General features: G+C 51.9%; 28 protein-coding genes and 2 tRNA genes. 14 read left to right on the forward strand and 16 right to left on the reverse strand.

The window, feature by feature from the left end; genetic code table 11:
* Positions 1-7 precede the first annotated feature (7 nt).
* The 3 genes from MLAB_RS03300 to MLAB_RS03305 are packed head-to-tail and all read right to left on the reverse strand — an operon-like array spanning position 8 to position 984.
* Entirely contained in the window at positions 8-268 is a 261-nt protein-coding gene (locus MLAB_RS03300) for an elongation factor 1-beta (RefSeq protein WP_011833001.1), read from the reverse strand.
* A 6-nt stretch (positions 269-274) separates the two neighbouring features.
* On the reverse strand, positions 275-436 hold the full coding sequence (locus tag MLAB_RS09560; protein ID WP_011833002.1) for a zinc finger domain-containing protein: 162 nt from the start codon (positions 434-436) through the stop codon (positions 275-277).
* A 35-nt stretch (positions 437-471) separates the two neighbouring features.
* Complete coding sequence (locus tag MLAB_RS03305; RefSeq protein ID WP_011833003.1) at positions 472-984, reverse strand: hypothetical protein; 513 nt, start codon at positions 982-984, stop codon at positions 472-474.
* A gap of 36 nt (positions 985-1,020) precedes the next feature.
* Here MLAB_RS03305 and MLAB_RS03310 point away from each other — a divergent pair, with 36 nt between their 5' ends.
* Complete coding sequence (locus MLAB_RS03310) at positions 1,021-2,673, forward strand: phospholipase D-like domain-containing protein (RefSeq protein ID WP_011833004.1); 1,653 nt, start codon at positions 1,021-1,023, stop codon at positions 2,671-2,673.
* A gap of 285 nt (positions 2,674-2,958) precedes the next feature.
* Here MLAB_RS03310 and MLAB_RS03315 read toward each other — a convergent pair whose 3' ends face one another.
* Both MLAB_RS03315 and MLAB_RS03320 read right to left on the reverse strand, forming a co-directional pair.
* Positions 2,959-3,360, reverse strand: a complete 402-nt coding sequence (locus tag MLAB_RS03315; protein WP_048062000.1) for a hypothetical protein — start codon at positions 3,358-3,360, stop codon at positions 2,959-2,961.
* 33 nt (positions 3,361-3,393) lie between these two features.
* Positions 3,394-3,756: a hypothetical protein gene (locus MLAB_RS03320; RefSeq protein WP_011833006.1), complete on the reverse strand. Its 363-nt coding sequence runs from the start codon at positions 3,754-3,756 to the stop codon at positions 3,394-3,396.
* Between the two features lie 207 nt (positions 3,757-3,963).
* Between MLAB_RS03320 and MLAB_RS03325 the strand changes: the two genes are divergently transcribed.
* The 4 genes from MLAB_RS03325 (at position 3,964) to MLAB_RS03340 (ending at position 8,151) form a co-directional block, all read left to right on the forward strand.
* Positions 3,964-4,188: a winged helix-turn-helix domain-containing protein gene (locus MLAB_RS03325; RefSeq protein ID WP_245525977.1), complete on the forward strand. Its 225-nt coding sequence runs from the start codon at positions 3,964-3,966 to the stop codon at positions 4,186-4,188.
* 228 nt (positions 4,189-4,416) lie between these two features.
* Complete coding sequence (locus MLAB_RS03330) at positions 4,417-5,571, forward strand: LL-diaminopimelate aminotransferase (protein ID WP_011833007.1); 1,155 nt, start codon at positions 4,417-4,419, stop codon at positions 5,569-5,571.
* Between the two features lies 1 nt (position 5,572).
* Positions 5,573-6,874: a diaminopimelate decarboxylase gene (gene lysA / locus MLAB_RS03335; protein WP_011833008.1), complete on the forward strand. Its 1,302-nt coding sequence runs from the start codon at positions 5,573-5,575 to the stop codon at positions 6,872-6,874.
* Between the two features lie 2 nt (positions 6,875-6,876).
* A complete protein-coding gene (locus MLAB_RS03340) occupies positions 6,877-8,151 on the forward strand; it encodes a hypothetical protein (protein ID WP_011833009.1) in 1,275 nt (424 codons plus the stop codon).
* Here the strand turns inward: MLAB_RS03340 and MLAB_RS03345 are convergent.
* Positions 8,146-8,331 carry a hypothetical protein gene (locus MLAB_RS03345; protein WP_011833010.1) on the reverse strand — a complete coding sequence of 62 codons (186 nt, stop codon included), beginning with the start codon at positions 8,329-8,331 and terminating at the stop codon, positions 8,146-8,148. The genes MLAB_RS03340 and MLAB_RS03345 overlap by 6 nt on opposite strands.
* Before the next feature lie 205 nt (positions 8,332-8,536).
* Between MLAB_RS03345 and radA the strand changes: the two genes are divergently transcribed.
* Positions 8,537-9,526: a DNA repair and recombination protein RadA gene (radA, locus tag MLAB_RS03350; RefSeq protein ID WP_011833011.1), complete on the forward strand. Its 990-nt coding sequence runs from the start codon at positions 8,537-8,539 to the stop codon at positions 9,524-9,526.
* A gap of 20 nt (positions 9,527-9,546) precedes the next feature.
* Positions 9,547-10,227 carry a phosphoglycolate phosphatase gene (locus tag MLAB_RS03355; RefSeq protein ID WP_011833012.1) on the forward strand — a complete coding sequence of 227 codons (681 nt, stop codon included), beginning with the start codon at positions 9,547-9,549 and terminating at the stop codon, positions 10,225-10,227.
* Positions 10,228-10,253: 26 nt separating this feature from the next.
* On the opposite strand, the gene MLAB_RS03360 is transcribed toward MLAB_RS03355, so the two are convergent.
* Complete coding sequence (locus tag MLAB_RS03360) at positions 10,254-10,505, reverse strand: PRC-barrel domain-containing protein (protein WP_011833013.1); 252 nt, start codon at positions 10,503-10,505, stop codon at positions 10,254-10,256.
* A 59-nt stretch (positions 10,506-10,564) separates the two neighbouring features.
* Positions 10,565-11,443 carry a CBS domain-containing protein gene (locus tag MLAB_RS03365; protein ID WP_011833014.1) on the reverse strand — a complete coding sequence of 293 codons (879 nt, stop codon included), beginning with the start codon at positions 11,441-11,443 and terminating at the stop codon, positions 10,565-10,567.
* Positions 11,444-11,498: 55 nt separating this feature from the next.
* Here MLAB_RS03365 and MLAB_RS03370 point away from each other — a divergent pair, with 55 nt between their 5' ends.
* On the forward strand, positions 11,499-12,521 hold the full coding sequence (locus tag MLAB_RS03370) for an NOG1 family protein (RefSeq protein WP_011833015.1): 1,023 nt from the start codon (positions 11,499-11,501) through the stop codon (positions 12,519-12,521).
* Between the two features lie 29 nt (positions 12,522-12,550).
* On the opposite strand, the gene MLAB_RS03375 is transcribed toward MLAB_RS03370, so the two are convergent.
* Positions 12,551-13,198, reverse strand: coding sequence for a CDP-alcohol phosphatidyltransferase family protein (locus MLAB_RS03375; protein WP_011833016.1), 648 nt, complete (start codon positions 13,196-13,198; stop codon positions 12,551-12,553).
* Positions 13,199-13,279: 81 nt separating this feature from the next.
* Here MLAB_RS03375 and MLAB_RS03380 point away from each other — a divergent pair, with 81 nt between their 5' ends.
* Genes MLAB_RS03380 through MLAB_RS03400 form a run of 5 tightly spaced genes read left to right on the forward strand, consistent with a single transcriptional unit; the run spans position 13,280 to position 17,657 of the window.
* The gene (locus tag MLAB_RS03380; RefSeq protein WP_011833017.1) at positions 13,280-13,957 is read left to right on the forward strand and encodes a RibD family protein; all 678 of its coding nucleotides are present in this window, start codon (positions 13,280-13,282) and stop codon (positions 13,955-13,957) included.
* A 34-nt stretch (positions 13,958-13,991) separates the two neighbouring features.
* Positions 13,992-14,459: a peroxiredoxin gene (locus MLAB_RS03385; protein ID WP_011833018.1), complete on the forward strand. Its 468-nt coding sequence runs from the start codon at positions 13,992-13,994 to the stop codon at positions 14,457-14,459.
* A gap of 49 nt (positions 14,460-14,508) precedes the next feature.
* Positions 14,509-15,729 carry a 2,3-bisphosphoglycerate-independent phosphoglycerate mutase gene (locus MLAB_RS03390; RefSeq protein WP_011833019.1) on the forward strand — a complete coding sequence of 407 codons (1,221 nt, stop codon included), beginning with the start codon at positions 14,509-14,511 and terminating at the stop codon, positions 15,727-15,729.
* Positions 15,730-15,755: 26 nt separating this feature from the next.
* Positions 15,756-16,817, forward strand: a complete 1,062-nt coding sequence (locus MLAB_RS03395; protein ID WP_245525978.1) for a polymer-forming cytoskeletal protein — start codon at positions 15,756-15,758, stop codon at positions 16,815-16,817.
* On the forward strand, positions 16,818-17,657 hold the full coding sequence (locus MLAB_RS03400; RefSeq protein WP_011833021.1) for a hypothetical protein: 840 nt from the start codon (positions 16,818-16,820) through the stop codon (positions 17,655-17,657). It begins immediately after the preceding gene.
* A gap of 120 nt (positions 17,658-17,777) precedes the next feature.
* Here the strand turns inward: MLAB_RS03400 and MLAB_RS03405 are convergent.
* From MLAB_RS03405 to htpX, 3 genes are all read right to left on the reverse strand, one after another.
* Positions 17,778-17,849, reverse strand: a tRNA-Val gene (locus MLAB_RS03405).
* Between the two features lie 19 nt (positions 17,850-17,868).
* Positions 17,869-17,939, reverse strand: a tRNA-Gly gene (locus MLAB_RS03410).
* Between the two features lie 63 nt (positions 17,940-18,002).
* A complete protein-coding gene (gene htpX, locus MLAB_RS03415) occupies positions 18,003-18,917 on the reverse strand; it encodes a zinc metalloprotease HtpX (protein WP_011833022.1) in 915 nt (304 codons plus the stop codon).
* Positions 18,918-19,011: 94 nt separating this feature from the next.
* On the opposite strand from htpX, the gene MLAB_RS03420 reads away from it, so the two are divergent.
* The gene (locus tag MLAB_RS03420; protein WP_011833023.1) at positions 19,012-19,686 is read left to right on the forward strand and encodes a putative phosphothreonine lyase domain-containing protein; all 675 of its coding nucleotides are present in this window, start codon (positions 19,012-19,014) and stop codon (positions 19,684-19,686) included.
* Here the strand turns inward: MLAB_RS03420 and MLAB_RS03425 are convergent.
* The 4 genes from MLAB_RS03425 to MLAB_RS03435 all read right to left on the reverse strand — a co-directional run bounded on the left by MLAB_RS03425 (position 19,674) and on the right by MLAB_RS03435 (position 22,634).
* Complete coding sequence (locus MLAB_RS03425; protein WP_011833024.1) at positions 19,674-20,222, reverse strand: hypothetical protein; 549 nt, start codon at positions 20,220-20,222, stop codon at positions 19,674-19,676. The genes MLAB_RS03420 and MLAB_RS03425 overlap by 13 nt on opposite strands.
* 86 nt (positions 20,223-20,308) lie before the next feature.
* Positions 20,309-20,452 carry a 50S ribosomal protein L40e gene (locus MLAB_RS09565; RefSeq protein ID WP_011833025.1) on the reverse strand — a complete coding sequence of 48 codons (144 nt, stop codon included), beginning with the start codon at positions 20,450-20,452 and terminating at the stop codon, positions 20,309-20,311.
* Positions 20,453-20,502: 50 nt separating this feature from the next.
* Positions 20,503-21,060 carry an XTP/dITP diphosphatase gene (locus MLAB_RS03430; protein WP_011833026.1) on the reverse strand — a complete coding sequence of 186 codons (558 nt, stop codon included), beginning with the start codon at positions 21,058-21,060 and terminating at the stop codon, positions 20,503-20,505.
* On the reverse strand, positions 21,057-22,634 hold the full coding sequence (locus tag MLAB_RS03435; RefSeq protein WP_011833027.1) for a bifunctional N(6)-L-threonylcarbamoyladenine synthase/serine/threonine protein kinase: 1,578 nt from the start codon (positions 22,632-22,634) through the stop codon (positions 21,057-21,059). Before MLAB_RS03435 ends, MLAB_RS03430 begins: the two co-directional genes overlap by 4 nt.
* Positions 22,635-22,642: the final 8 nt, after the last annotated feature.

The raw sequence follows: 22,642 nt of genomic DNA on the forward strand, positions 1-22,642 counted from the left end.
AAGATATTTAGAGTAACCGGTTCAGAGACTCGATCTCTGTACGGTCGATGCCCGGGATCTGGGAAAACAGTCCTTCAATCTTATCGCCTGCTCCCTCGTCATCTTCAGTGATCATGGCGATCTTGATTGCAGAGAGACCAAATCCGATCGGCTCGACTTTCATATCCTCGATACCGGATACTTTTGCTCTGATGTCTGCCTGCAGTTTCTCAAGGTCAACGTCCGGGGATTCCGGCATGATTTTCAGAATAACAACGACTTCACCCATGACTATTCAGAGCCCCTGGAATCCGCACTTCGGGCAGGTGTATTTGACACTCTGTTTTCTGCAGCGTGCGCAGCGGTAAATTATCTCTCCACAGTCCGGGCATTTAAACTCGGTGGCACCGCGCTCTGCGAGCGGGGCATTGCATGATGTACATTTTATAGTTGCCATACGATCAAACTCCTTAGTTAATTAGCGTCCGTTTATTATAAACGTGTGGCTTCAAAGTATCTCCTCACACTGCCGAAAGCCCGTCCGTTGATGATCTCAGTCGTGACCCCGCTTTGTGCAAGAACGGATGCAAATTCGGGATCGACGAGATCGTCCCCGGATTCCGTTGATTTTATGATCAAGAGCCGGCATTTGAGAACGCCTGCCGCCCATGCCGCGATCGAGTCGGAGGTGACGTCCCATGTGTGGGGAAGCGGGTCTTCTTTCTGCAGGATATATTTTGGAAGAAGGATGGTCGGTTCATCCGGGATTTTCAGTTCGTGCGTGACCGGATAGCCGTATGTGGAAAGAAACCTGCCGTATTTTTCCATCGCTTCGATCGCTTTCCAGTGGGCGGTCTCGTCATCGAGCCTTTCGGCACGGACAAAATCTGCAAAGACCCCGCCGCCGGGAACGATTAATGTCGGCGATGCCGGGATCTCGGCAAGTATGTTTTCTGCGGCATCCATCAGACTCCCGCCGATTTTTAGCACCGTCACCTCCGTCATACACTAATAGTATGACGTAAATAAAGAAAAACCAGTATGAAAAGGCTGCTCGTTACCTTTTTGCTTCTTTCTCTCTGCGTATCTCCTGTCTCGGCTTTCGTTCTCGCCGAGTTCTGCCCGGACGGATATGCCTCCGGGGACGGGGACGAGTATTTCATTCTGGAAGGAACGGGCAGTCTCGCCGGATGGACCGTCTCTGACGGTGAAGGGACGCTCTCGTTTCCCGCAGGATCTTTTTCCAGCGGGGAAATAATCGTTGCCAGAAGTGCCGAGGCCTATTATTCGATTCATGGAACCTTCCCGGATTATGAGATCCTCGAGAGCGGCTCAACGCCCAATGTACTCCAAAGCGGCAGATTTCAGATGGCGAACACCGGCGACGAACTCTCTCTTCTTTTCAATGGACAAATCGTTCAAACGGTCTCCTGGCCGGATGAACTCGCCGCATCGAACGGTCGGGTCCATGTGTATTCGGATGGAGGTTGGGATGAACGGATCTATAAAATCGGTCAGAGCAGATTCTCTGCCGAAACATTCACCGCAGACTCGGTGACCTTCTTCGTTTCGCCGGACGCGTCATACGATGTCGTGATGGATGTTATCCGGGAATCAACCGACACGCTGCTGATATCGATGTATGAGTTCACTCATCCGGAACTCGCCCGGGAGATCGCTGCCGCCGCAAATAGGGGTGTTTCGGTGACCCTTCTCCTTGAGGGCGGTCCGGTGGGCGGCGTGTCTGATGAAGAAAAGGGTGTTCTGAACTATCTGACGGAAAACGGCGTCTCAGTATTGACGATCGAAAGCGAAGGAAATCTCCCTGCAAGATACCGGTATCTGCATGCAAAATATATGGTGGCTGATGACTATGTCACAACGGTTCTTTCGGAAAACTTCAAGCCAAGCGGGATCCCCCTCACAGGAACAAAAGGAAACAGAGGGTGGGGAGCGGCAGTCTATGACACAGAGGTCGCCGAGTATTTCACGGATGTTTTCACCGCAGATGTTTTGGGCTACGACATATATCCATACGCTGCCGGAACAGAACCCCTTCCTGATTCATGGTCCGATGAGGAGATAACGCCGTATTTTTCTTCGTTGACTCTCTACAACGTGACCATAACGCCGGTCGTCTCGCCGGATACGATCAGTCTTGTTCTTGATTTGATCAGATCTGCCGACACATCGGTCGATCTTCAGCAGGCCTATATTTCGCCGTATCCGGACGGTGACAATATCTGGCTCGCCGCCGTTCTCGATGCGGCGGACCGGGGTGCTGATGTTCGGGTAATGCTGGACGGCATGTATTATAATACGGAAGATGAAGCGGACAATAACGAGCTCGTGGCTACGCTGAACAGATACGGTCCAACTATTTCTGCACACCTGATGCTTCCCGGCGACTATCTCACCAAACTGCACAACAAAGGAATGGTCATTGACGGCGAGTATGTTCTTATCAGTTCTATTAACTGGAATTATAACTCTCCAAACAATAATCGCGAGGCGGGTCTGATCATACAAAGCCCGGAGGCTGCACAGTATTATACAGCCGTTTTTGCATATGACTGGGACGGGGATTTCGACAAAGACCCGGTTTCGACCGAAATCGGTTTTGACGTCCGGTTTATTCTTGCGGGAGGGATCGTGATCCTGCTTGTCGGGATCCTGATCTATCGGAGAAGGTGATTATGTAAAGTGCCTTCATAATTTAACCAGGATATCCGAGATATTTTGGACTCGCACATATTTTTGTTTGAATCGGACTTACGCGAGGCGTTCTTAATCAACAAATCTAACACACGTGTAAAGCGTACTTCGATTTCGTGTATGGCATTAGTGTAAACACAAGAGAGAAAAAAACCGCGAATCGCGAGAATTCGCGAAGATTCGCGGTAAAATTATCTCTTATGTCCACACCCAGCAATACCTTTCCCAAGTTGGATTGAGGATAAAACCGCTTACGTCCTATTTTTATTTGAATCCTGTCGCCTTTCTGACTTCCATCTCCTCCATTTCATCAAGATAGGGGAGGAGTGCTTTGATATATCCCCGCGGACCGACGGCCGTCTGCATGGTGCCGATTTCTAGAATTTCCGCGGAAAGAGGCTGTTCTTTCAGCATTTTTTCGATGTTTGCTCCCGGACCTTCGATCTGCTTCATATGTTTCTGCATATTTTTCAGCCAGTCTTCGATCTCGAGGACCGGGCGAAAATCCATGTCGATCAGACGGTATTTTTCCACATCATCCGCGACATTCGAGGTCTTTGCGATCTCTTCATCCATATAGAGATAGACGTTGATCCGTTCGCGCTGTCTGATCTCTTTGAGTTTCAGCAGATCGATCTGTTCACCGGGTGCGGGCATATCTGTCATACCAGTCATGTATGTCGGTTGAAACTATTAAGATCATACAAGAATCGTGATGTCTGATATCCCATTTGTCGTGATCTCTTTTTTTCCTGCATAGGTATCGACAGTGCCCAGAACTCTGACCTGGTCTCCGGGAAGAAGTACGGATTCACTTCCTCCGTTTGGAACGAATACATCCACGCCCGAGACATTCACGATCAGATGACCGCCGGTACTCGTGATCTTCGTGTCAAAAACGACCCCCTCCAGATATACGAGGGTTCCGTCCGCTCTGTCATCCTGATAGAAAACGGCCCCACCGTCCGGAAACAGAACCATCATTCCGGCATACAGTGCGGCAAGCAGCAGGATCACACCAACCATGATCACTACCGCGCGGCGTTCGGGGCGGGTCAGCATACTGGTTTGTGTGTATGTTACCCTGACCTGATTAATCTTCGTCTCCGGCCTCAGTCTGCCCAACAGACCCGGCAGAGGGATGTATTTTAGTTCGTGACAACCAGAACAATATCGAACCATATAAACAAACAGTTCAAAATAACACGAACTAGTGTGGGAAATGATTATATACTTTCGCGTAGATTATCTTGTATGCAGAGAACAAACATGCCCAAGTCGTGTCTCACGATCTTCCAGTTGCTGGAACGCACAGGTTCTCAGACGCACAAAGATATTGTCTTAAGCACAGGACTTGCGCCACGCACGGTCCGCTATGCGCTCAGACGTCTGAAGGAAAATGGCCTCATCATCGAGAAGTTCAACTTCCGTGACGCACGCCAGGCAATTTACATGCCGAAGATGACGACAGCACCGACTCATGCATCGGCCTGAAGTCTCACGCACCTCCTCAAGAATACACCTCACAAACTCACCTTTTTCTTTTTCGTAAGCATTTGTCCAAGTATTTATTCGATTGATCAACTTCCCGTATTGTTCTAAAAAAAGCACCCGACTTTTAGGTATTATTCATAGTTTGTACTTCGATGTTAGGAATCTTCACGCGATCGCAACACCCCCCGACAAACGTCTTAATTTATTTGCACGTTCAATATTAATGCGATGTACGCAAAACGGCTTGACAACTTACCTCCGTATCTTTTCGCACAGATAGATGCATTGAAGGCACAGAAGCGTGCCGAGGGTGTTGATTTAATTGATCTTGGTGTGGGGGACCCGGATTTACCGACGCCGAAGCATATTGTTGATGCGTTATGTGAAGCCGCCAGGGATCCTGCAACACATCATTATCCTGACTACTTAGGAATGCTCGAGTACAGGCAGGCGGTCGCCACCTGGTATGACAGACGTTTCGGCGTGAAGCTCGACCCGAAAAAAGAGGTCCTCGCATTGATTGGATCCAAAGAGGGTATCGCGCACATCCCTGAGGCATTCGTCAATCCAGGTGACTATGTCCTCGTATCCGACCCCGGATATCCGGTCTACAAAACCTCTACACTCTTCGCAGAGGGAAAATGCCACCCGATGCCGCTTCTCGAGAAGAACAACTTCCTTCCGGACTATTCCGCTATTCCAAAGGATGTTCTGAAAACTGCAAAACTCATGTTCATCGGCTACCCGAACAACCCGACAGGTGCGGTTGCCTCCATGGACTTCTTCGAAGAGACCGTTGATTTCGCGAAAGACAACGACATCATTGTCGTGCACGACAATGCCTACTCGGAGATCTCCTTCGATGGCTACAAATCTCCCTCCTTCCTCGAAGCAAAAGGCGCCATGGACGTTGGACTTGAGACCCACTCGCTTTCCAAAACCTACAACATGACCGGTTGGCGTATCGGCATGTGTGTTGGAAATGCAGGTCTTATCGAGGCATTCGGCAGAGTCAAAACCAACATCGACTCGGGTGTATTCGATGCAATCCAGCGTGCCTCGATCGTTGCCCTCACAGGCCCCCAGGACTGTGTCGACGAGGCATGTGCCGTGTACAAGGAACGCCGCGACGCACTGGTCTCCGGCCTTAGGTCGCTTGGTTTCGAAGTAACCTCCCCGAAAGCATCCTTCTACGTGTGGATGAAGGTGCCCGACTCGGTCGAGTTCGTTGCAAAAATGATCAATGAAGCAGGAATCGTCGTAACCCCGGGAACCGGATTCGGCGCATCCGGAGCGGGATACGTCCGCTTTGCCATTACCCGTCCCGTCGACAGAATCAATGAAGCAATCGACCGCATGAACGAATGCGGCATCAGAGGATAACATGAACCTTCCAGAGTCTCTCTCAGTTAGCGGCGGTCACCTTTTCTGCGGGGGCGCGGACTGCGTCTCACTTGCGGAAAAGTTCGGGACCCCGCTGTATGTCACGAACGAAAATCACGTGACCGGAAACTTCAGACGCTATGAAGCAGCGCTGAAGAAGTACACAAACAACGTTCAGCTTCTCTACGCCGCAAAGGCAAACGAGAACCCGGTGATCATCCAGTCGCTTGCACGCGAAGGTGCCGGCGCAGATATCTTCTCGCTTGGAGAGATGCGTGCCGCACTTGAAGCCGGCATTCCTGCCGGGATCCTTCTCTTTAACGGCAGTTCCAAGACCGAAGCCGATCTTCGCGCAGCCATCGAAAAAGACATCATGATCTCGGTTGACTCGGTCGATGAACTCCGTCAGATCGATGCGATCACAAAAGAGCTCAAGAAGACCGCAAAGATCGGATTCCGCGTCAACCCGGCAATCGAGGTGCCGACCCACCCGAAGATCGCCACCGGTATTAAAAACAGTAAGTTCGGCATCCCTGCCGAAATGATCCTGGAAGCATACCGCGAAGCCCTTTCCATGGAATATGTTGTTCCGGTCGGCATGCACTGTCATATCGGTTCCCAGATCCTCGAAGTCGAACCATTCGCGATCGCCTGCGGCGTTATCATGAAAGTTGCCGGCGAGGTCACCAAAATCGGCGTCAAACTCGAGTTTATCGACTTCGGCGGAGGACTCGGTATTCCATACCACCGTGAAGGAACCGTCGACAAAGCTCCAACCCCCGAGGAGTATGCGGCAGCCGTTATGCCGGTATTCCTTGAAGGATGCAAAAAGGCCGGCATCTCACCCGCATTCTGGGTCGAGCCCGGCAGATGGATGGTCGGCGAGTCAACGATCCTTCTGACCCGCGTCAACTCCGTGAAAAAGGTCCACAAGACCTTTGTGAACGTCGATGCAGGATTCAACCTCCTGATCCGTCCGGCGATGTATGACTCCTGGCACGAGGTCGTCGTAGCAAACAAGGCTGACCAGCCTGCAGACGGGACCTACACGATCACCGGCCCCATCTGTGAGACCGGAGATATTTTCGGATCCGATCGGGCGCTCCCGTCCGTTGTTGCCGGTGATCTTATCGCGGTTTTGGATGCAGGAGCATACGGTTACTCGATGTCTTCCCAGTACAACTCGCGTCCCCGGTGCCCCGAGGTCTTAGTGAACGGCGACAAGGCAGAACTTATGCGCCGTGCCGAGACCTACGAGGAAATGACCGGCTGCGTAGTCACTCCATCCTGGCACAGAAAATAACAATGCATTACGCGCTCGTCTCTGATCTCCTCAGTAAGGAAGCATTCGATGAGCGGGTAGAGCAAAAATCAGCCTCCCTTGGCGGGCTGGTGGATGAGGTCACGGCCGCGATGATGGTCGTGGATGAGCTTGGACGAAGCCATATCAAAATCGGCGAGATTCCAACGGCCAAAACCTCCATCGTCTCTTTTTTTGGAAAGATCCTCGAGATCAAACCTCCGCGTGAGTTTACCCGCGAAGGGGAACCGCCCGGACTCGTTGCTTCGATCATTCTCGGTGATCCCACTGGAACGGTGACTCTGAGTCTCTGGGATGAACGTGCAGAGGCGGCGGCCGAGCTTGAAGTCGGGTCGGTGATCGAAGTGATCGCAAAACCCCGCCCCGGAAAGAAGGAAGGAAACTGTCTTGCTCTTCGGGAAAGCAATGTGACGATCGTCGAGACGAAAAAGCCGCCCAAGTCGGAAGTCATGGCCGCTCCGCTTACCGTCAAAATCCTTGCCGCGTTTGAGATGAAGGAGATCGTCCGCCGCGACGGAACGTCATCATTTCTGCAGGAGTTCATCATAGGAGATGCTTCCGGCACGGCACGTCTGGTAAGCTGGTCGCCCGAACTTTTCGCCGATGTGGATGTTGGATCATGCGTATCGATTTCCGGTGTGCAGAGAAAGGAGGATGAGGGCATCATCGAGTATGTCGTCTCCGACTCTGCCGAGATCCGCATCATCCCGGATGAGATCCCCGTTCTTTCCAAAGATGCATCAGAAGTGAGCGAAGGATCGAACCCGATCATAACCGGAGTCGTGACGTCCGTTTCCGAGATCCGGTCATTCACCACCCGCCGCGGAACGGAGTCGCGTGTCAGAAACGTGACCATACGCGGGTCTTCGACGAACTGCAGCGTGAATGCGGCCGTATGGGGTGATGCTGCGGACACCCTTTTTTTGCCGGGGGATTCTGTCCAGATTATCAACGCCGCTGCAAAACTGAATCGTTACGGGGAACTGGAGCTTTCCGTCGGCCGCGGCTCGGTGATTCAGATGGTTTCCCTTCCCGGAGAAAATATTTCGGTTACCGGCATAGTGATTTTGCGGCCCGAAGGCCTTTCACTCGATGACGGCAGCGAGGTCTGGATACTTCTTGGCGATCATATGCCGGAGCCCGGCATGATTGCAGAAGTAGACGGAGTCTCGCAAAACGGGCGGATTAAGGTGACGAATCTCAATGTCCGGACCACATATCCCGCTCCGCTTGTTTCGCGGCTCGACCCTCTTTTATAATCCGAGTTTGTCGGTGATCTTTCGTTTGGCATATTCGCCGAACGCCTTTTTACATTCAGGAGACCGGATAAAATCATACACGAGCTGGTCAATGATCGGCTTCACGAGCGGGTTGGCTGCGATATCGCCGGCCATGTCAAGGAGGGCATTTTTGTATTCTTCATTGTTTTTTTCGGCCATACCGATAGATGGGTCTACGGCGGGTATAAGGATATCGGAGCGGCCAAAAAATCAATGAAAAAATACCAAAATAAAACTGCATCTCTCTGAGTGAGATCGGGGTTTATGCGCGTTGGCAGGGCATTATCGCACCGCGCGGTTAGGGGTTTATATGGCTCTGTGCAGATGTATTAGTATATCTGAAAAAACAGGAGAACAAGAAGATATGACAGCACTTGATATTGAAGAAATCCCGGGAGTAGGGCCGGCAACCGCCGACCGGCTGCGTGACGCCGGCTACATCACGGTCGAAAGCATCGCGACGGCAACGCCGGTGGATCTTGCAGAAGCTGCCGAGCTTGGCGAGTCCACCACAAAGAAGATCATCAAAGCAGCCCGCGAGATGGCCGACATCGGCGGATTTAAAACCGGGACCGATATCCTTGCACGCAGGCAGGACGTTCTCAAACTCAAAACCCTTGTCCCGGAGATCGATGAACTGTTCGGCGGGGGTCTTGAGACCCAGGCAATTACCGAACTCTATGGTGAATTCGGTTCAGGAAAATCCCAGATCGCTCATCAGCTCGCGGTAAACTGCCAGCTCCCGCAGGAACTTGGCGGTCTTGGCGGCAGCTGTCTCTACATCGACACGGAAAATACCTTCCGCCCCGAGCGTATCGAGCAGATGGCCGAAGGGCTGGAACTCGCCGATCTGCCGGAGGGATATGTCGTTCCAACACCTGACGAGTTCCTCGCAAATATCCATGTGGCACGCGCCCACTCGTCGGATCACCAGATGCTCCTGATCGACGCTGCCAGAGAACTGTCCAACGAACTTACGGCATCCGGTCTCCCGGTCAAACTCGTCATCATCGATTCCCTGACCAGTCTCTTCCGTTCGGAATATGCCGGACGCGGAACGTTAGCCGGCAGACAGCAGAAACTCAACAGACATATGCACGACCTCTTCAAACTGGTCGACGATCTGAACGCGGTCGCTTTAGTCACGAATCAGGTCATGGCAAACCCGGGTCTTCTCTTCGGGGACCCGACCAAACCGATCGGCGGAAACATCGTCGGCCACACGGCAACCTACCGTGTCTATCTCAGAAAGAGCAAAGCCGGCAAACGTATCGCCAGACTTGTGGACAGTCCCAACCTTCCTGAAGGCGAAGCGACCTTCATGGTCGAAACCGCAGGTATCAAACCCTGCTGAACCCAATACTATTTTTAATCATGCCCAGGGCCTTTATCACTGATATCGACGGTACGTTGACGGATGACCGCCGCAGATTATCAACGGAAGTCGTTGATGAGATGCGTAAACTTCTTGATAACGATATCCCGATCATACTTGCTTCGGGCAACACACTCTGTTTTCTGGATGCCTTTTCTCACATGATCGGAACGGACGGGACCATCATCGCGGAAAACGGCGGGGTGTATCGTCTTGGTTACCTCGGTAAAAAGCAGATCTCGGGAAACCAGGAACTCTGTCTTGCAGCGTATCAGAAAGTCGTGGATGAACTGCAGCCCAAAGGTGACGACCTGCGGCTTTTCAGCAACAGATACCGTGATTCAGATATCGCATTCTCCCGGGATGCGCCGACAGAAACTGTAAAAGAGATCCTCAAAGACATGCCGGTCGTCGTCATCGACACGGGATTTGCCATCCATCTGCAGGTCCCGGGCATCACCAAAGGTGCGGCATTTGAAAAACTGGCTGAACAGATGGGCCTTGCGCCTTCGGATTTCCTGGTCGCCGGAGACTCAGTCAACGACGTATCGATGCTGAAACTCGGCGGGATCTCCGTTGCTCCGGCAAATGCCTCTCCGGAAGCAAAAATGGCTGCAGACCACGTGATGGAAAAATCCTACGGCGAAGGTACGGCCGAAGCACTGCGCAAATACTTCTAAAAAAGGAGTGAGGGGGTTAAACGTATTCAGCGAAGCATATACCTGTCGACCACAATAAAGTCCGTGATATCCTTCACGGCCTCAAATGGCAGGGTAATCGCCTCGTTTTCAAGTTTATAACCGGTCGTATCAAAACCTGCATCGGGGCGGATGACGAGCGCCTTCAGCTGTCCGGTCGGTGCGTCAAAAGTTACGTTTCTGATCTGTCCTATGATCTTGCCATCGGTGCTCATCACGCGCTTTCGCCGGATATTATGGGTAAACTGCTCACTCTGCATGATTAATCAGCTTTAAAGTTTGACAAGATAGTATTTATCCGTTTGTATAAGTCCTGCATTTATAATGACGGGAACACCTGGATGATATCCGAATGCGTGAGAATGCCGATCGGTTTTTCATCCTCGGTAACGATCACCCTTCCAACATGCTGTTCCTTGAACTGTTTGATAACTTCATACAGCCGCATATCCCCCGGCATCGTTATGACTCTCGTGACCATCACGTCGGCTACAAGAGAGGTCGTCGGCATCTCCCGGTCCAGTGCCGAAACGATGTCAGTCATCGTCAGGATTCCAAGCAGTGTCCCGTTTTCAACAACCGGTGCTCCATGGATCTTTCTCTGGAGAAACGTTTTCATCGCATATGCTAATGTCATATCCGGTTCAAGCGAGATCAGCGGGGAATTCATATATTCGCGGATCTGTTTTTTCGGCAGCGATGTCATCTCCGATGTCGAAATCAACAGAGCACTGTTGATCTCATCCTTTCCGAAAACCTCTCCTTTGATGAGCAGTTTGTTCACCGGAGTCGGCCCGATGGTTATTTTGTCGCCGACCTCAAACGACCTGACATTGCCGATGATCTTGATCAATGCGTGACACAGATCCGCGTGGGTGAGGGTAGTAAAGGCGATCTCATTTACGCGCACACCCTCGACCCGTTCACCGTTTCTCTGAATGATCACTTCGCTTTCCGAGTAATCCGTTGAAATATTCAGTTCCGAATAGGCGCGGGCAGTCGGCTGGTATCCGCCTTTGGGTCCGGGAATTCCGTCTACGAGTCCAAGCACTTTGAGAGCAAGCATCTGGTTTCTGACCGTTCCCGGGTTCCTTCGAATGATATCGGCTATGACCTCGCTCTTGATTGGATGCGAATATTGATGATAAAGCGAGATAAGAGTAATAAGGATATCTTTTTGAATTAGTGATAAATCCATACTTACTGATTCTTTCTGATTGCTATAGTAATAAACCAAATGGATTGGATGAAAAATGTACTTCGATAAAATCCCGACCGTTCCAACAGCAGACGAACTGCTTGACCGCAGTTTCCGCCGTGCCTCGAAGAAAATGCGGGAAAAAACAAATAAACGTCATGCAAACGAGGACTTCGTCCGGGCGATCACCCAGGCGACGCATGACAAGCTGGTGGCAATTATCCAGAGTTTCCCCGAATTTGAAGAGCTGCCGCCGTTTTACCGGGACCTTTGCGATATTTTGTTCGGGATGGATGATTTAAAGAAAAATCTGGGCATGGTTGGCTGGGCCGCAAAGAATGTGCGTGATGTGGGAGCAAGCATCTCCAAAGGGATGCGCTGGACCGATACGCAGGTCGAAAGAAAACGCGCCGTCGCACGGATCGCCTCGATCGTTCACCGGGCGGATGACGCTCTTCGATACCTGAACGATGCGAGAAACGTTCTTCGAAAACTCCCCGTGATCAGCACGGACGAGTTTACGATCGTCGTTGCCGGATATCCTAACGTGGGAAAATCTTCCTTCATCCGCTTAGTCTCCAGCGGAGAACCCGAGATTGCTTCCTACCCCTTTACGACAAAAGGTGTCATTGTCGGACACAGGAATGCCGAGCGACGAAAAAAGATCCAGTTCATCGATACGCCAGGTCTTTTAGACCGGACGGAAGAGGAACGAAACGCGATCGAAAAACAGGCCTTGAACGCTCTTGTCTACGTCGCCGATCTGGTTCTCTTCGTTATCGATGCAAGCGAGAACTGCGGATATTCGTTTGAAGCCCAGATGAAACTCCGCGAGGAGATTGAATCTATCATCTCAGTTCCGATGATCTCCGTCGTAAACAAATCGGATGTGAAGACCGTTGAAGGATTTTTCAACATGTCCACCGTCTCAGGCGAAGGTGTCGACGAGGTCCTTGCCGAACTTCTCCGTCTTCGCGAAGAGTTGAAAGTGGACGAGGTCGTGGATATCCGCGCCGAACTCCCGCAGCCGGAAATGAAGAGGCGCGGGGGAAGACAGGAGTCGGAAACCGATTTCTGATCCGGCAAACTTTTTTTAGAAAAAAAGAGTTAATCTTTTTTGTATTCCCCGTGCTTTCTCCAGAGATACCATAACCTCTGGAATGCGGAAAGGTTCGTGCAGACGGCAACGAGAATCACGGCAATCCAGATCTGACCGATAACGCCGAAAAGGACAAGAGCGATCATCGTCTCGGGCCTGCCGAAAAATCCGATTCCCTCAAGAGGGTCCGAGATCTTTCCATCCTCTTTGCAGGTGTAGCCGATCTCGGCATACGTCACCGGTTTTACAAACGTGTTCATGATCGAACCGATAACGGCAAGGCCGGCGATCAGCATATCCGCCGTCGGCGCAAATCCGACAAACTGGGAGATGATGGGAACCCCTGACAGACCGATTGCGAGAAGCACGATCCCGTCCACGTATTTGTCGACGATCCAGTCGCTGATCGCCCCGAAATCGCTTTTCTTTTTGGTTATTCGTGCGACCGATCCGTCCGTCAGATCAAGTATCCCGGATATCAGGAGAAGAATGCTTCCAAGGATAAACGACTGACAAAAATAGCAGACCGCCGCGCCGATCCCGAAAAAGAGTGAAAGGAGAGTGATCTGATTTGGACTCATCCCTGTTTTAACGAATACTCTAACAATCGGGTCGAGCCATCCCGTAAGTTTGTATCTGAGCGATGTAATATTCATGGATATAGAGGTAAAATCATTTATCAGTGCGTGCTAAATATCTATACATCGTCAAGCTATAAGAATCAGAAGGAAACTTTCATGGAGACATTACAAAAACCACACGTGCTGATGATTTCAGAGATCACGGCTGACGGGAAACTCACTCTTGGCAAAGGTGTTTCCAGTAAAATACTCATGAAACATATGTCCCATGAAGCCGAGATCCTTCTCCACGAAACACGTGCCGAGTACGACGCGATCATGGTTGGTTCATCTACGATACGTATTGATAACTCCTTTCTGACTGTCAGAATGGTCGAGGGGGAGAACCCTCTCCGCGTCATCCCAAACAGCCTTGCTGATTTGCCGCTGGAAGCAAACGTCTTCGACACGACAAAAGCCCGGACCGTTCTTGCCGTTTCTGAAAAAGCTCCAAAAGACCGGATCGATGCGTTCACCGCCCGCGGGGTAGACGTGGTCGTCTGCGGCGAAGACCGGGTGGATTTTGTGCAGCTGATGAATATTTTGTCCGCCAAATATCAGATAAAAAAACTCATCATCGAAGGCGGGCCGACCCTCAACTGGCACATGCTTCATCACGGCCTCGTTGACGAGATCAGACTCATCCACATGCCGTTCATCGTCGGCGGAAGCGACACGCCGTCACTGGTCGGCGGGATGCCGCTTGCCTCGGAAAACGACATGATCAAACTCGATCTTCGAAGCACGAAGATGTATGGTACCAATCTGGTGACCGAGTACCGGGTCCTCTACTGAAATTATTATCTTTTTGCCGTGCCAAGATTCAGACATGGCACTTCAGGTAAACGATTTTGTCTCCCCCTTCACGCTTTCCGATGCTTCGGGAAAAACATGGACATTTCCAACGGACGCATTCCGTTTTGCCGTCCTCTATTTTTATCCGAAAGACAACTCCACCGGATGCACGGCCGAAGCAAAAGACTTCTCCGCACTTTTACCGGAGTTTTCCCGCCTCGACACACAGGTTTTCGGCGTCAGTCCCGACTCGGCCGCCAGCCATCGTAAGTTTACTGAAAAACAGGAGTTGTCCGTGACCCTTCTGTCTGACCCGGAAAAGACCGTGATCGGCGCATTCGGTGTCTGGGTCAAGAAAAAACTCTATGGCCGCGAGTATATGGGTGTTGAGCGCAGCACGTTCGTCATCGATTCAACGGGTAAAATCCTTGCCGCCTGGGATAAGGTCAAAGTCAAAGGACATGCAGAGGAGGTACTGCAGAAGATTCAGACACTCGTCTGAGCTCCCAAACAGAATACAATAAGTGGGATTCAGTCAAATACATCATATAATGACAGCATCGAAAATTCTTCTTCTCATCATTGACGGTGTGGGTGACCGACCGTGCGGGGTCCTTGGCAATAAAACCCCGCTTCAGGCGGCAAAAATCCCAAATCTCGACCGTCTTGCAACTGAAGGGATCTGCGGGATCATGGATCCGATCGCTCCGGGCGTTCGCGGCGGCTCGGACACCTCGCATCTCAGCCTTCTCGGATACGACCCCCATATCTATTACACCGGCAGGGGACCCTTGGAAGCGGCAGGCTGCGGCATAAAGATGGAACCCGGCATGATCGGATTTCGGGCGAATTACGCCACGATCGATGATGACGGCAATGTGATCGACCGGCGTGCCGGCCGTATCCCCGACACGACCGAGATCACCGCCGCCGTGAAAAACGGTGTCGATCTCTCAAAATACGGTGTCGAGATCGAGTTCTCGCCTGGAACCGGTCACCGGGCAGCCCTTGCCCTCAAAGGAAAAGGACTCAGCGCCGCCGTCTCGTCCAATGACCCGAAGAAAACCGGTGTCCAGCCGAAGACGATTCATCCAGATGACGACAGCAAAGAGGCGGCCTTTACCGCCGAGGTATGTAATGAATTTTCCCGACAGGCAGCCGAGATCCTGAAAAACCATCCGGTCAACCTCGAACGCAAAGCCCGCGGCGAGTTCCCGGCTAACGTAGTTCTCATCCGGGGAGCCGGAGAGATGGGCGTTTACGAGACCTTTGAAGAAAAACATGAACTCTCCGGCAGTGTGGTCGCGGCCGCGGCATTGATCGCCGGGATCGGCAGTTCCGTCGGTCTTGAACGCATCCCCGTTCTGCCCACAACGCCGCTCGATGAGCAGGTGCGTCTTGTGTGCCGCGAGCTGGAGAAAAAGGATTTCGTTCTCTTCAATGTCAAAACGGCCGACGAGTACGGACATGACGGAAAAGCCGTCGAGAAGACGAAATATCTCGAGGAGGTCGATGCGGCCCTTCTGCCGTTCTTTGATATGCCCGAGCTGATGATCGCGGTCTGCGGGGATCACTCAACGCCCTGCACGATCAAGGAACATAGCGCAGATCCGGTTCCGCTGATCCTTCACGGAGACGGGACCCGTATTGATCTCGTCACAAACTACGACGAGATCTCCTGTGCGGCAGGCGGTCTTTGCCGGATATCCGGCGGCAGTCTGATGCCGATCCTTCTGGACCTCATTGACAAAACCCATAAGTACGGAGCATAACGATATACTAATACACGTGGTGGAGCATGGCGGAGGATAAAAAACGGATAATAATAGCTGAATCATTGCCCGAAGAGGAGGAAAAGTACCTGACTCTGCCGCAACTCACCCCCGAAGAAGAGGAAGAACTCGAGGAGCAGGCATCAAACGATGCCGACGAAAGTCCTGAACCTCTGTTTTCCGAGGTGGCCGCGGATGAAAAAAAGCTCCCCCCTCTGAATCTCTCCGAAGTAGACGAAGAGACGGCGTCGATGGTCGTATCCTCCTCTGATCTTTTTAAAAGCTGTTATCTCCCAGATAAAACCGAGCTGCAGGAACGCAATCTCAAAACCAGACACGACATCCTTGTCGGGGATCACTGCGATATCGGATACGGCCTCTACGGAGAAGATATCGTTATCAGTGAACTTTCGACCATGCACGGCGATATCGTCGCGGAAGGTGATCTCCGTATCGACAACTTCTGCGAGGTATTTGGGACGGTCCTTTGCAACGGGGATGCGTATCTCGGCGAAGGCGTGAAGATCCACGGCAAACTGAATGTCGGCGGCAATCTGGATATCGGGGACAATGTGGTGATCGACAAGGAGTTCAAGGCATACGGGGATATCGCGATTCGAAATCCGATGCCGGTCGTCCTCTATCTTCTGCTCTATGTTATGACGATGCTCCATCTGGAAGGAGAAGAAGCTGCACGAAAACGTGTCGAGAGTCTGATCTCCGAAGCGAACTCCGCACCTCTGGTACTTCCTCCAAAAACCGCCATGGATCTTCGCTACTTCGCTGTTCCCACACCGATGGAGATCGGATCAAACTGCCGTCTGCATGGAAATATCCGTGCCCAGTCGGTCAAGATCCGCAAAGACACTACGCTTTTTGGGAGTGTGCAGGCTTCCCAGCGAGTAAAACTCGGGCCGCGGACGGCGATCCACGGAGATGTCGTCGGACAGAATATCCGGGTCGAGCGGGGAGCGGATGTGCTTGGCGATGTGGCCGGAAAAACGGTCTGGCTGCACGAGGACGCACGAGTGAGCGGCGTGATCAAAGCGACCGAAGGGCTTACCATAGGTCATGCGGAGGGAAAATAAATGTCGAAACTTGCTGAAATGCTGGAGCTGGATGAACTCAGACTTCTTGAACCGGATTATGCTTCGCTCGTGAATAACGGCGAGCCGGGTGTTTTAATCTGCGAGGCGGAGCCTGTGGAAAACGGAGCGAGACTCCTGATCGATGAGGAGGAGAGTCCTCTGTTGTTTGCGGTGAAAAACGGCGATGAGTGGTGCGGAACCTCCTGGCTTTTCCGGTCGCCGACGTCTGGAGAGCTGGCTCTCTTTGAAGCGGCGGACGGGGATATCTATCAGGAAGACCGCGAAGATGTGGAGGATGCGTGCCGAGCATATTATGCGGACGTGATCCAAAAGGTCATCCCGCCGGCCGGAGACGACCTTACCACCGACAGGATCGCCAAGGTCCGCGATCTTCTTCACGAGATGTGGGGAAGTTCGATCTCTGGAATCGCGCTGGACGCGTGTGCCGGGTCAGGAATCGGTTCTCTCCTTTTGAGTGAGATGGGAGCTCATCCTATTGCATATGATAACGATCCCGAGCTTCTGGCGCTTGGTCTTTCATCGGGCAGACTTTCGCCCGAGCGGATGATCTGTATCGACGCACGGATCGCCTCGGCGTATCTTCCGGATGCGGCGTACGGGGTTGGGATCATGTTCGGGCAGATTTACGGGTATACGAAGGATATCTGGCGGCCGATCATCGAGGAGCTTGCCGGGATCACCGAGAATACGCTCATCACGGTCGCAACGGAAGAAGAGGCTCACTGGGTAAAGGAGTGGGCAAAGGGTGTTGGAAAAACGCTCGAGATCATGGAAAATGAACGTGATCCGATCTACGACCGCTGGGTCTGTTTCGGGTGAAGGTTGGACGGAAGAAATTTCCTCTTTTATTTTTTATTGAGTTGAGTATTCTTTTTTGATTGATGGCACTTTTTTCGTGCTTGACGTGATAAACAACATAATTATTGAGAAAAGCGATAGTGGATCCGAGGAGATTCGAACTCCTGACCTTCGCCGTGTGAAGGCGACGTCATACCACTAGACCACGAATCCATACAAAAAGGATGAAAAGTGCACCGACCGGGAATCGAACCCGGGCTATTGGCTTGGAAGGCCAAAGTCATACCTCTAGACCATCAGTGCAGTCTTTGCGTCACTTATGTTTCTCTTTGATCTAATTAAACCTGTCGAAAAAATATTGGATGATCAGTATCCTCTGATCTCTGCACGGACTTTTTCCAGATTGGCAATCCTCTTCTCAAGTGACGGGTGGGTGGAAAATAACTCCATAACCGACTCGCCGGAGATCGCCGGGATGATGAAGAACGAGTTCGTCCCGGAAACCGCCCGTTTTGCATCGGGAGACGCTGCATTCACGCCGCTGCTGATTTTTCTCAGAGCGCGGATAAGCGCATCCGGATCACGGGTGAGATAGGCACTCCCGCGGTCTGCCGAGAACTCCCGGTACCGGGAAATCGCCATGGTCACGATCGTTCCAACGATGTACACGACAAAGGTCAGGAGCATCGCCAGAATGAATATGATGATCCCGCCGCCGTTTTCACTGTCCCTGCTCCCTCCAAAGAGGGCCATGAGGAACGCATTGTTCAAAATGATCGAAGCGATCATCACCGCGAAACTGCCGACCGTCATCGTAAGCATGTCCCGGTTCTTTACATGAGCCATTTCATGTGCCAGAACGGCCTCCAGTTCGTCATCGGTCAGAAGATACCGGATCTTCGGGGTTACGGCCACAACAGCCTTTCTCGGGCTTCTGCCGGTCGCAAAGGCGTTGGGAATATTTGCCATTGCTTTGTGCTGGATAATCCCTACTTTGGGCATCGGAAGGCCCGCTTCATCGGCCAGCCGCCGGACCATTGCATACAACTGCGGCTCCTCGTCCTCATCGACCAGCATCACCTGCATACTCCTCTGCACAAGCTTATCGGAGAAGAAGTACTGTACAAACGCCATGATAAATACCAGACCGACCAGGAAGTACATCATCGTTCCTTTCAGGAACACCATGATCACTGTCAGTATTACCATATACAACAGGAGCATGATCAGCCAGGCTATAACCTGACGACCAACCAGCCCCCAGTCACGTTTCCAAATCATTGTACTTAGTATGGATAATGCCGGAATAATAGGTTTCCTGACCCCGCATATTCAATCCGAAATATAAACTACATGAAGGATACAATAATGAATAATGACTGCAGATGATTTCGAAATAATCGAAGAGGAGTTCCCCGCTGACGAACTTGCCGATCTGGCATTTGGAATGTTCACCATCTTCATCGAAAAACATCAGGAATCACAAGGATCGTTTCTTTTCCGCGAGGTGGAGTCCGGCGGGGATATAGACGGACTCTGTCAAAAACTTATGCAGGACTTCACCACCGAATATGCTCCACTCGCCGACTCTCTCAAGCGTTTTGGGACCGCGCAGGAGATCGCAGATCTCTATCGTTTCGGTGAAGGCATCGTCCCGTCAAAAACGGTAAAGTCATACTGGATTCAGCAGGATAAGCCGGGAACTTCATCCCAGGCAGCCGGCGCAGAAGAGGCCGGAAAATGGCTGATCTTTGTCGGGCCGGAAGAAGTCGATGCGGCCTGGCAGAAGGTGCGGGACGCGACGATCGAAGGGCGGCTCGGTATCGGAGCAAAAGTGAGTACCGCAAAAGAAAATGAGGACTCGCACGATGACCGGAAAGTGATCTATGTTTTTACCGCAGACTGGGCGGATGAGCCGGATGTTATGCGGGTTCGTGCCGAACTCAAGGAACTCGGGTTTGTCGACAGGATCGGATACAAGCGAAATCTGGATACGTATGCCGGGGAATACCGGGAAAAAGGCAAGCGGGTCGCGTATTACTCGGTCTGAAGACTTCTTTTTTTCATTACAAAGCCGAAAATCGAGATAACGATGGCAAGGAAACTCGTAATGCTGGCAACAATATAACTCCAGGGAAATCCGCCTTCGCCGAGCGCATTTTTGACGATCATGTCGATGCAGATGCACAGAAGGCCGCTGAGAAAAATAACTGCCGGCACGGTGAACCATATGCTCCGCGGTTTGATCAGCAGACCGTAAATTATCCACATGAAGACGATTCCCGTGGCCGAAACCGGAACGCCGATCGGAAGGAACCAGCTGACTCCGCCGTCGAGCTGGTCGATCACCAGAAGAAACGGCATTACAAGGGCCGTAATGATCGCAAACGAGATTTTTATCCCGCGCTTTTTGTAATACAAAATCGGCATTAAAACGAGCCATCCGAATATCAGCGAACAGACCGGATACACCAGCCATCCGATGGTATTGGTGAAGGCCATATTGCAGAGAATACAGATAAAAACAGCGACAAAAACACAGATAGAGATGATCCACATCGTCAAATCGGAAAATGATGGTTTCATGTCGGTGTGCTCTTTATTTCAGGAACGATACTTTCATGCAAAAAATGGGACGGTGCAAAAATACCGCACCAGATGTATGTGAAAGATTATGCTTTACGTTCTTTATTCTTCGGGCGAAGGGACGTCGAGCCGCATTTACGGCAGGTCGTTGCGCGAACAGCGTTACGTGCGTTGCATTTCATGCAAACTTTAACATTAAGAAGTCTTGCTTCTGCTTCTGGGAATCTCATCTATGAATAACCCCGTATATTGAGTTCTAATATGTATGCTCTTGTTGATATTAACGATTACGTTCAGACCGTGCCGAAATATACCATTCGCGGAAGGCTAACAGGGCACGGGCGCGGTGGGAAACGGTATTTTTCTCATGCATGTTCATCTCGGCAAGGGTCCGCCCCTGAACGGAAAAGATGGGGTCATACCCGAATCCGTCCGTTCCTCTTGGAATATCGGTGATCTCGCCGTCGACTCTGCCTTCGAATATTTCGATGCCTGCATCATCGATGTAGGCAATCGAGGTGGCGAAGTATGCACGGCGGTCGGAAAGCCCTTCCATCAGGCGCAGAACCCCGGCGTTTCCAAGCGTATCCTGAACATAGGCGGCGTACGGCCCGGGAAATCCGGTCAGTGCTTCGATGAAAAGTCCTGTGTCGTCAACGATCAGGGGGATTTTAAGGGCTGCGTAGGCCTGCTTCGCTTTTTCCTTGGCAATTTCGGCAATGCTGTCCGACTGAGGCTCGATGCAGTCGAAGGCGATGTGGGACACTTCCGCGATCCCGTCAAAGAATGCGGCGACCTCCGCGGCTTTGTTTTTATTTCCGGTAACAACGGTGATCATAAGTATCTCCCGCGCAGTTCGATCTCGTGTTCGCGCCGGATCACGTTTTCGGCTTCGGAAAACGCCGCGCAGTATCCATTGATGAATGCGGATTTGAGCGTCTCCGGATTTTCGGTCGTGCTTTCCAGCGTCTGGAAGAGAACGTGCAGATCGACGCCGCGCGGTTCGATCTCTTCCGTCATCTGCGAGAGACCAAAGTCGATCAGATACACGCGGTCGTTATGCCAGATCATGTTCGAGGTCGTGAGGTCTCCGTGCGTTATCCCCGCCTTGTGGAGTTTACCAACCGTGAGCCCCGCACCTTTGGCGTACTCTTCGTTCATGACGTACTTGAGAACATCACCATCGAGTTTTTCCATCACGATCTCGTGATCGGTCACATCGCGGATCACCGGAACCGGCACGCCGCCGCGTCTCGCTGCTGAAATCGCACGGGCTTCGGCCCGGGTTCGTTCGGCAATGAGATGCCGGTCGAGTTCGGGTACCCGGTATCCTTTGGCAAGACGGGTTTTCACCACGTCCTTGTCCGTGAGATTGACCGAAGCCTCCGCACCGCGCTCGGCAGTTTCCGATTGGCCGGGAGCGAAGAGCTGGCCGGCATCGTGCCGCCAGGTCACCTCGACCTGATCGGATCTGAATCCGGGATTCACCACGGATTCAGCAATCGGGATCGTGGATCCGGCTTCGAGCATGATCTTTCCGGTGTAGGCGATCATCGCGCCGTTGTCACCCATATAGACTCTTGGGGGAGCCATGAACTTCGCTCCGCGTTCCTCGCACATTTTTGCGAGCATCTCCTGGAGGCGTGCGTTTGCCCCGACGCCGCCGACTAAAATGACCTCATCCTTTCCTGTGTGGGCAAGGGCCCGTTCGGTCACTTCCACACACATGGCAAAGGCCGTTTCCTGGAAACTGAAGCAGACATCTTCCATGGATTCGCCCCGCTGGGTCGCTTCCTTTGCGGCACTCATCAAGCCGGAGAATGCAAGGTCCATGCCTTTCACCGTGTAGGGAAGGTGAATATAAGATCCGTCCTTCGCCATCTTTTCGATGATGGGGCCGCCTGGGTGGGGGAGGTTATGACTCCGCGCGAATTTGTCGAGTGCGTTGCCGAGTCCGATATCCAGCGTCTCGCCGAAGATCCGGTACTTTCCGTTCAGAAAGCCAAGGACCTGGGTGTTTGCACCCGATGCGTAGAGCACGATAGGGTCGGCGAATTTTGTGTACCATCTGCCGATCTCGACATGGGCCACACAGTGATTCACGCCGATAAGCGGGACGCCAAGCTTCAGCGCAAGAGTGCGGGCTGTCGTAGCCGCGATTCGAAGCGAGGGGCCAAGACCCGGGCCAATGGAAAAAGCAACGGCGTCGATTTTCTCTCCCGCTTCATCCAGAGCTTTTCTGATAACATCCGACGCAACAGACGCATGATGCTGGGCAGCTTCACGCGGGTGAATACCGCCGGTTGGCGGAACATACGGTGCAGAGTGAAGACAAACTAAATCTTCTGCAAAAACAGCGGCACTGAAGTTCCATGCAGTTCCTTCAATGCCGAGGACCCTTTTTTCGGGCATAGATAAAA

The organism is Methanocorpusculum labreanum Z (assembly GCF_000015765.1).
Taxonomy (GTDB): domain Archaea; phylum Halobacteriota; class Methanomicrobia; order Methanomicrobiales; family Methanocorpusculaceae; genus Methanocorpusculum; species Methanocorpusculum labreanum.

Coding starts and splice junctions, on each gene's coding strand:
- MLAB_RS03385 (WP_011833018.1), top strand. CDS start 13,992: ATGGCACTTCAGGTAAACGATTTTGTCTCCCCCTTCACGCTTTCCGAT.
- MLAB_RS03390 (WP_011833019.1), top strand. CDS start 14,509: ATGACAGCATCGAAAATTCTTCTTCTCATCATTGACGGTGTGGGTGAC.
- MLAB_RS03320 (WP_011833006.1), bottom strand. CDS start 3,756: ATGCTGACCCGCCCCGAACGCCGCGCGGTAGTGATCATGGTTGGTGTG.
- radA (WP_011833011.1), top strand. CDS start 8,537: ATGACAGCACTTGATATTGAAGAAATCCCGGGAGTAGGGCCGGCAACC.
- MLAB_RS03345 (WP_011833010.1), bottom strand. CDS start 8,331: ATGGCCGAAAAAAACAATGAAGAATACAAAAATGCCCTCCTTGACATG.
- MLAB_RS03325 (WP_245525977.1), top strand. CDS start 3,964: ATGCCCAAGTCGTGTCTCACGATCTTCCAGTTGCTGGAACGCACAGGT.
- MLAB_RS03355 (WP_011833012.1), top strand. CDS start 9,547: ATGCCCAGGGCCTTTATCACTGATATCGACGGTACGTTGACGGATGAC.
- MLAB_RS03330 (WP_011833007.1), top strand. CDS start 4,417: ATGTACGCAAAACGGCTTGACAACTTACCTCCGTATCTTTTCGCACAG.
- MLAB_RS09560 (WP_011833002.1), bottom strand. CDS start 436: ATGGCAACTATAAAATGTACATCATGCAATGCCCCGCTCGCAGAGCGC.
- MLAB_RS03370 (WP_011833015.1), top strand. CDS start 11,499: ATGTACTTCGATAAAATCCCGACCGTTCCAACAGCAGACGAACTGCTT.
- MLAB_RS03340 (WP_011833009.1), top strand. CDS start 6,877: ATGCATTACGCGCTCGTCTCTGATCTCCTCAGTAAGGAAGCATTCGAT.
- MLAB_RS03430 (WP_011833026.1), bottom strand. CDS start 21,060: ATGATCACCGTTGTTACCGGAAATAAAAACAAAGCCGCGGAGGTCGCC.
- MLAB_RS03305 (WP_011833003.1), bottom strand. CDS start 984: ATGACGGAGGTGACGGTGCTAAAAATCGGCGGGAGTCTGATGGATGCC.
- MLAB_RS03380 (WP_011833017.1), top strand. CDS start 13,280: ATGGAGACATTACAAAAACCACACGTGCTGATGATTTCAGAGATCACG.
- lysA (WP_011833008.1), top strand. CDS start 5,573: ATGAACCTTCCAGAGTCTCTCTCAGTTAGCGGCGGTCACCTTTTCTGC.
- MLAB_RS09565 (WP_011833025.1), bottom strand. CDS start 20,452: ATGAGATTCCCAGAAGCAGAAGCAAGACTTCTTAATGTTAAAGTTTGC.
- MLAB_RS03435 (WP_011833027.1), bottom strand. CDS start 22,634: ATGCCCGAAAAAAGGGTCCTCGGCATTGAAGGAACTGCATGGAACTTC.
- MLAB_RS03315 (WP_048062000.1), bottom strand. CDS start 3,360: ATGACAGATATGCCCGCACCCGGTGAACAGATCGATCTGCTGAAACTC.
- htpX (WP_011833022.1), bottom strand. CDS start 18,917: ATGATTTGGAAACGTGACTGGGGGCTGGTTGGTCGTCAGGTTATAGCC.
- MLAB_RS03310 (WP_011833004.1), top strand. CDS start 1,021: ATGAAAAGGCTGCTCGTTACCTTTTTGCTTCTTTCTCTCTGCGTATCT.
- MLAB_RS03400 (WP_011833021.1), top strand. CDS start 16,818: ATGTCGAAACTTGCTGAAATGCTGGAGCTGGATGAACTCAGACTTCTT.
- MLAB_RS03420 (WP_011833023.1), top strand. CDS start 19,012: ATGACTGCAGATGATTTCGAAATAATCGAAGAGGAGTTCCCCGCTGAC.
- MLAB_RS03425 (WP_011833024.1), bottom strand. CDS start 20,222: ATGAAACCATCATTTTCCGATTTGACGATGTGGATCATCTCTATCTGT.
- MLAB_RS03360 (WP_011833013.1), bottom strand. CDS start 10,505: ATGCAGAGTGAGCAGTTTACCCATAATATCCGGCGAAAGCGCGTGATG.
- MLAB_RS03365 (WP_011833014.1), bottom strand. CDS start 11,443: ATGGATTTATCACTAATTCAAAAAGATATCCTTATTACTCTTATCTCG.
- MLAB_RS03375 (WP_011833016.1), bottom strand. CDS start 13,198: ATGAATATTACATCGCTCAGATACAAACTTACGGGATGGCTCGACCCG.
- MLAB_RS03395 (WP_245525978.1), top strand. CDS start 15,756: ATGGCGGAGGATAAAAAACGGATAATAATAGCTGAATCATTGCCCGAA.
- MLAB_RS03300 (WP_011833001.1), bottom strand. CDS start 268: ATGGGTGAAGTCGTTGTTATTCTGAAAATCATGCCGGAATCCCCGGAC.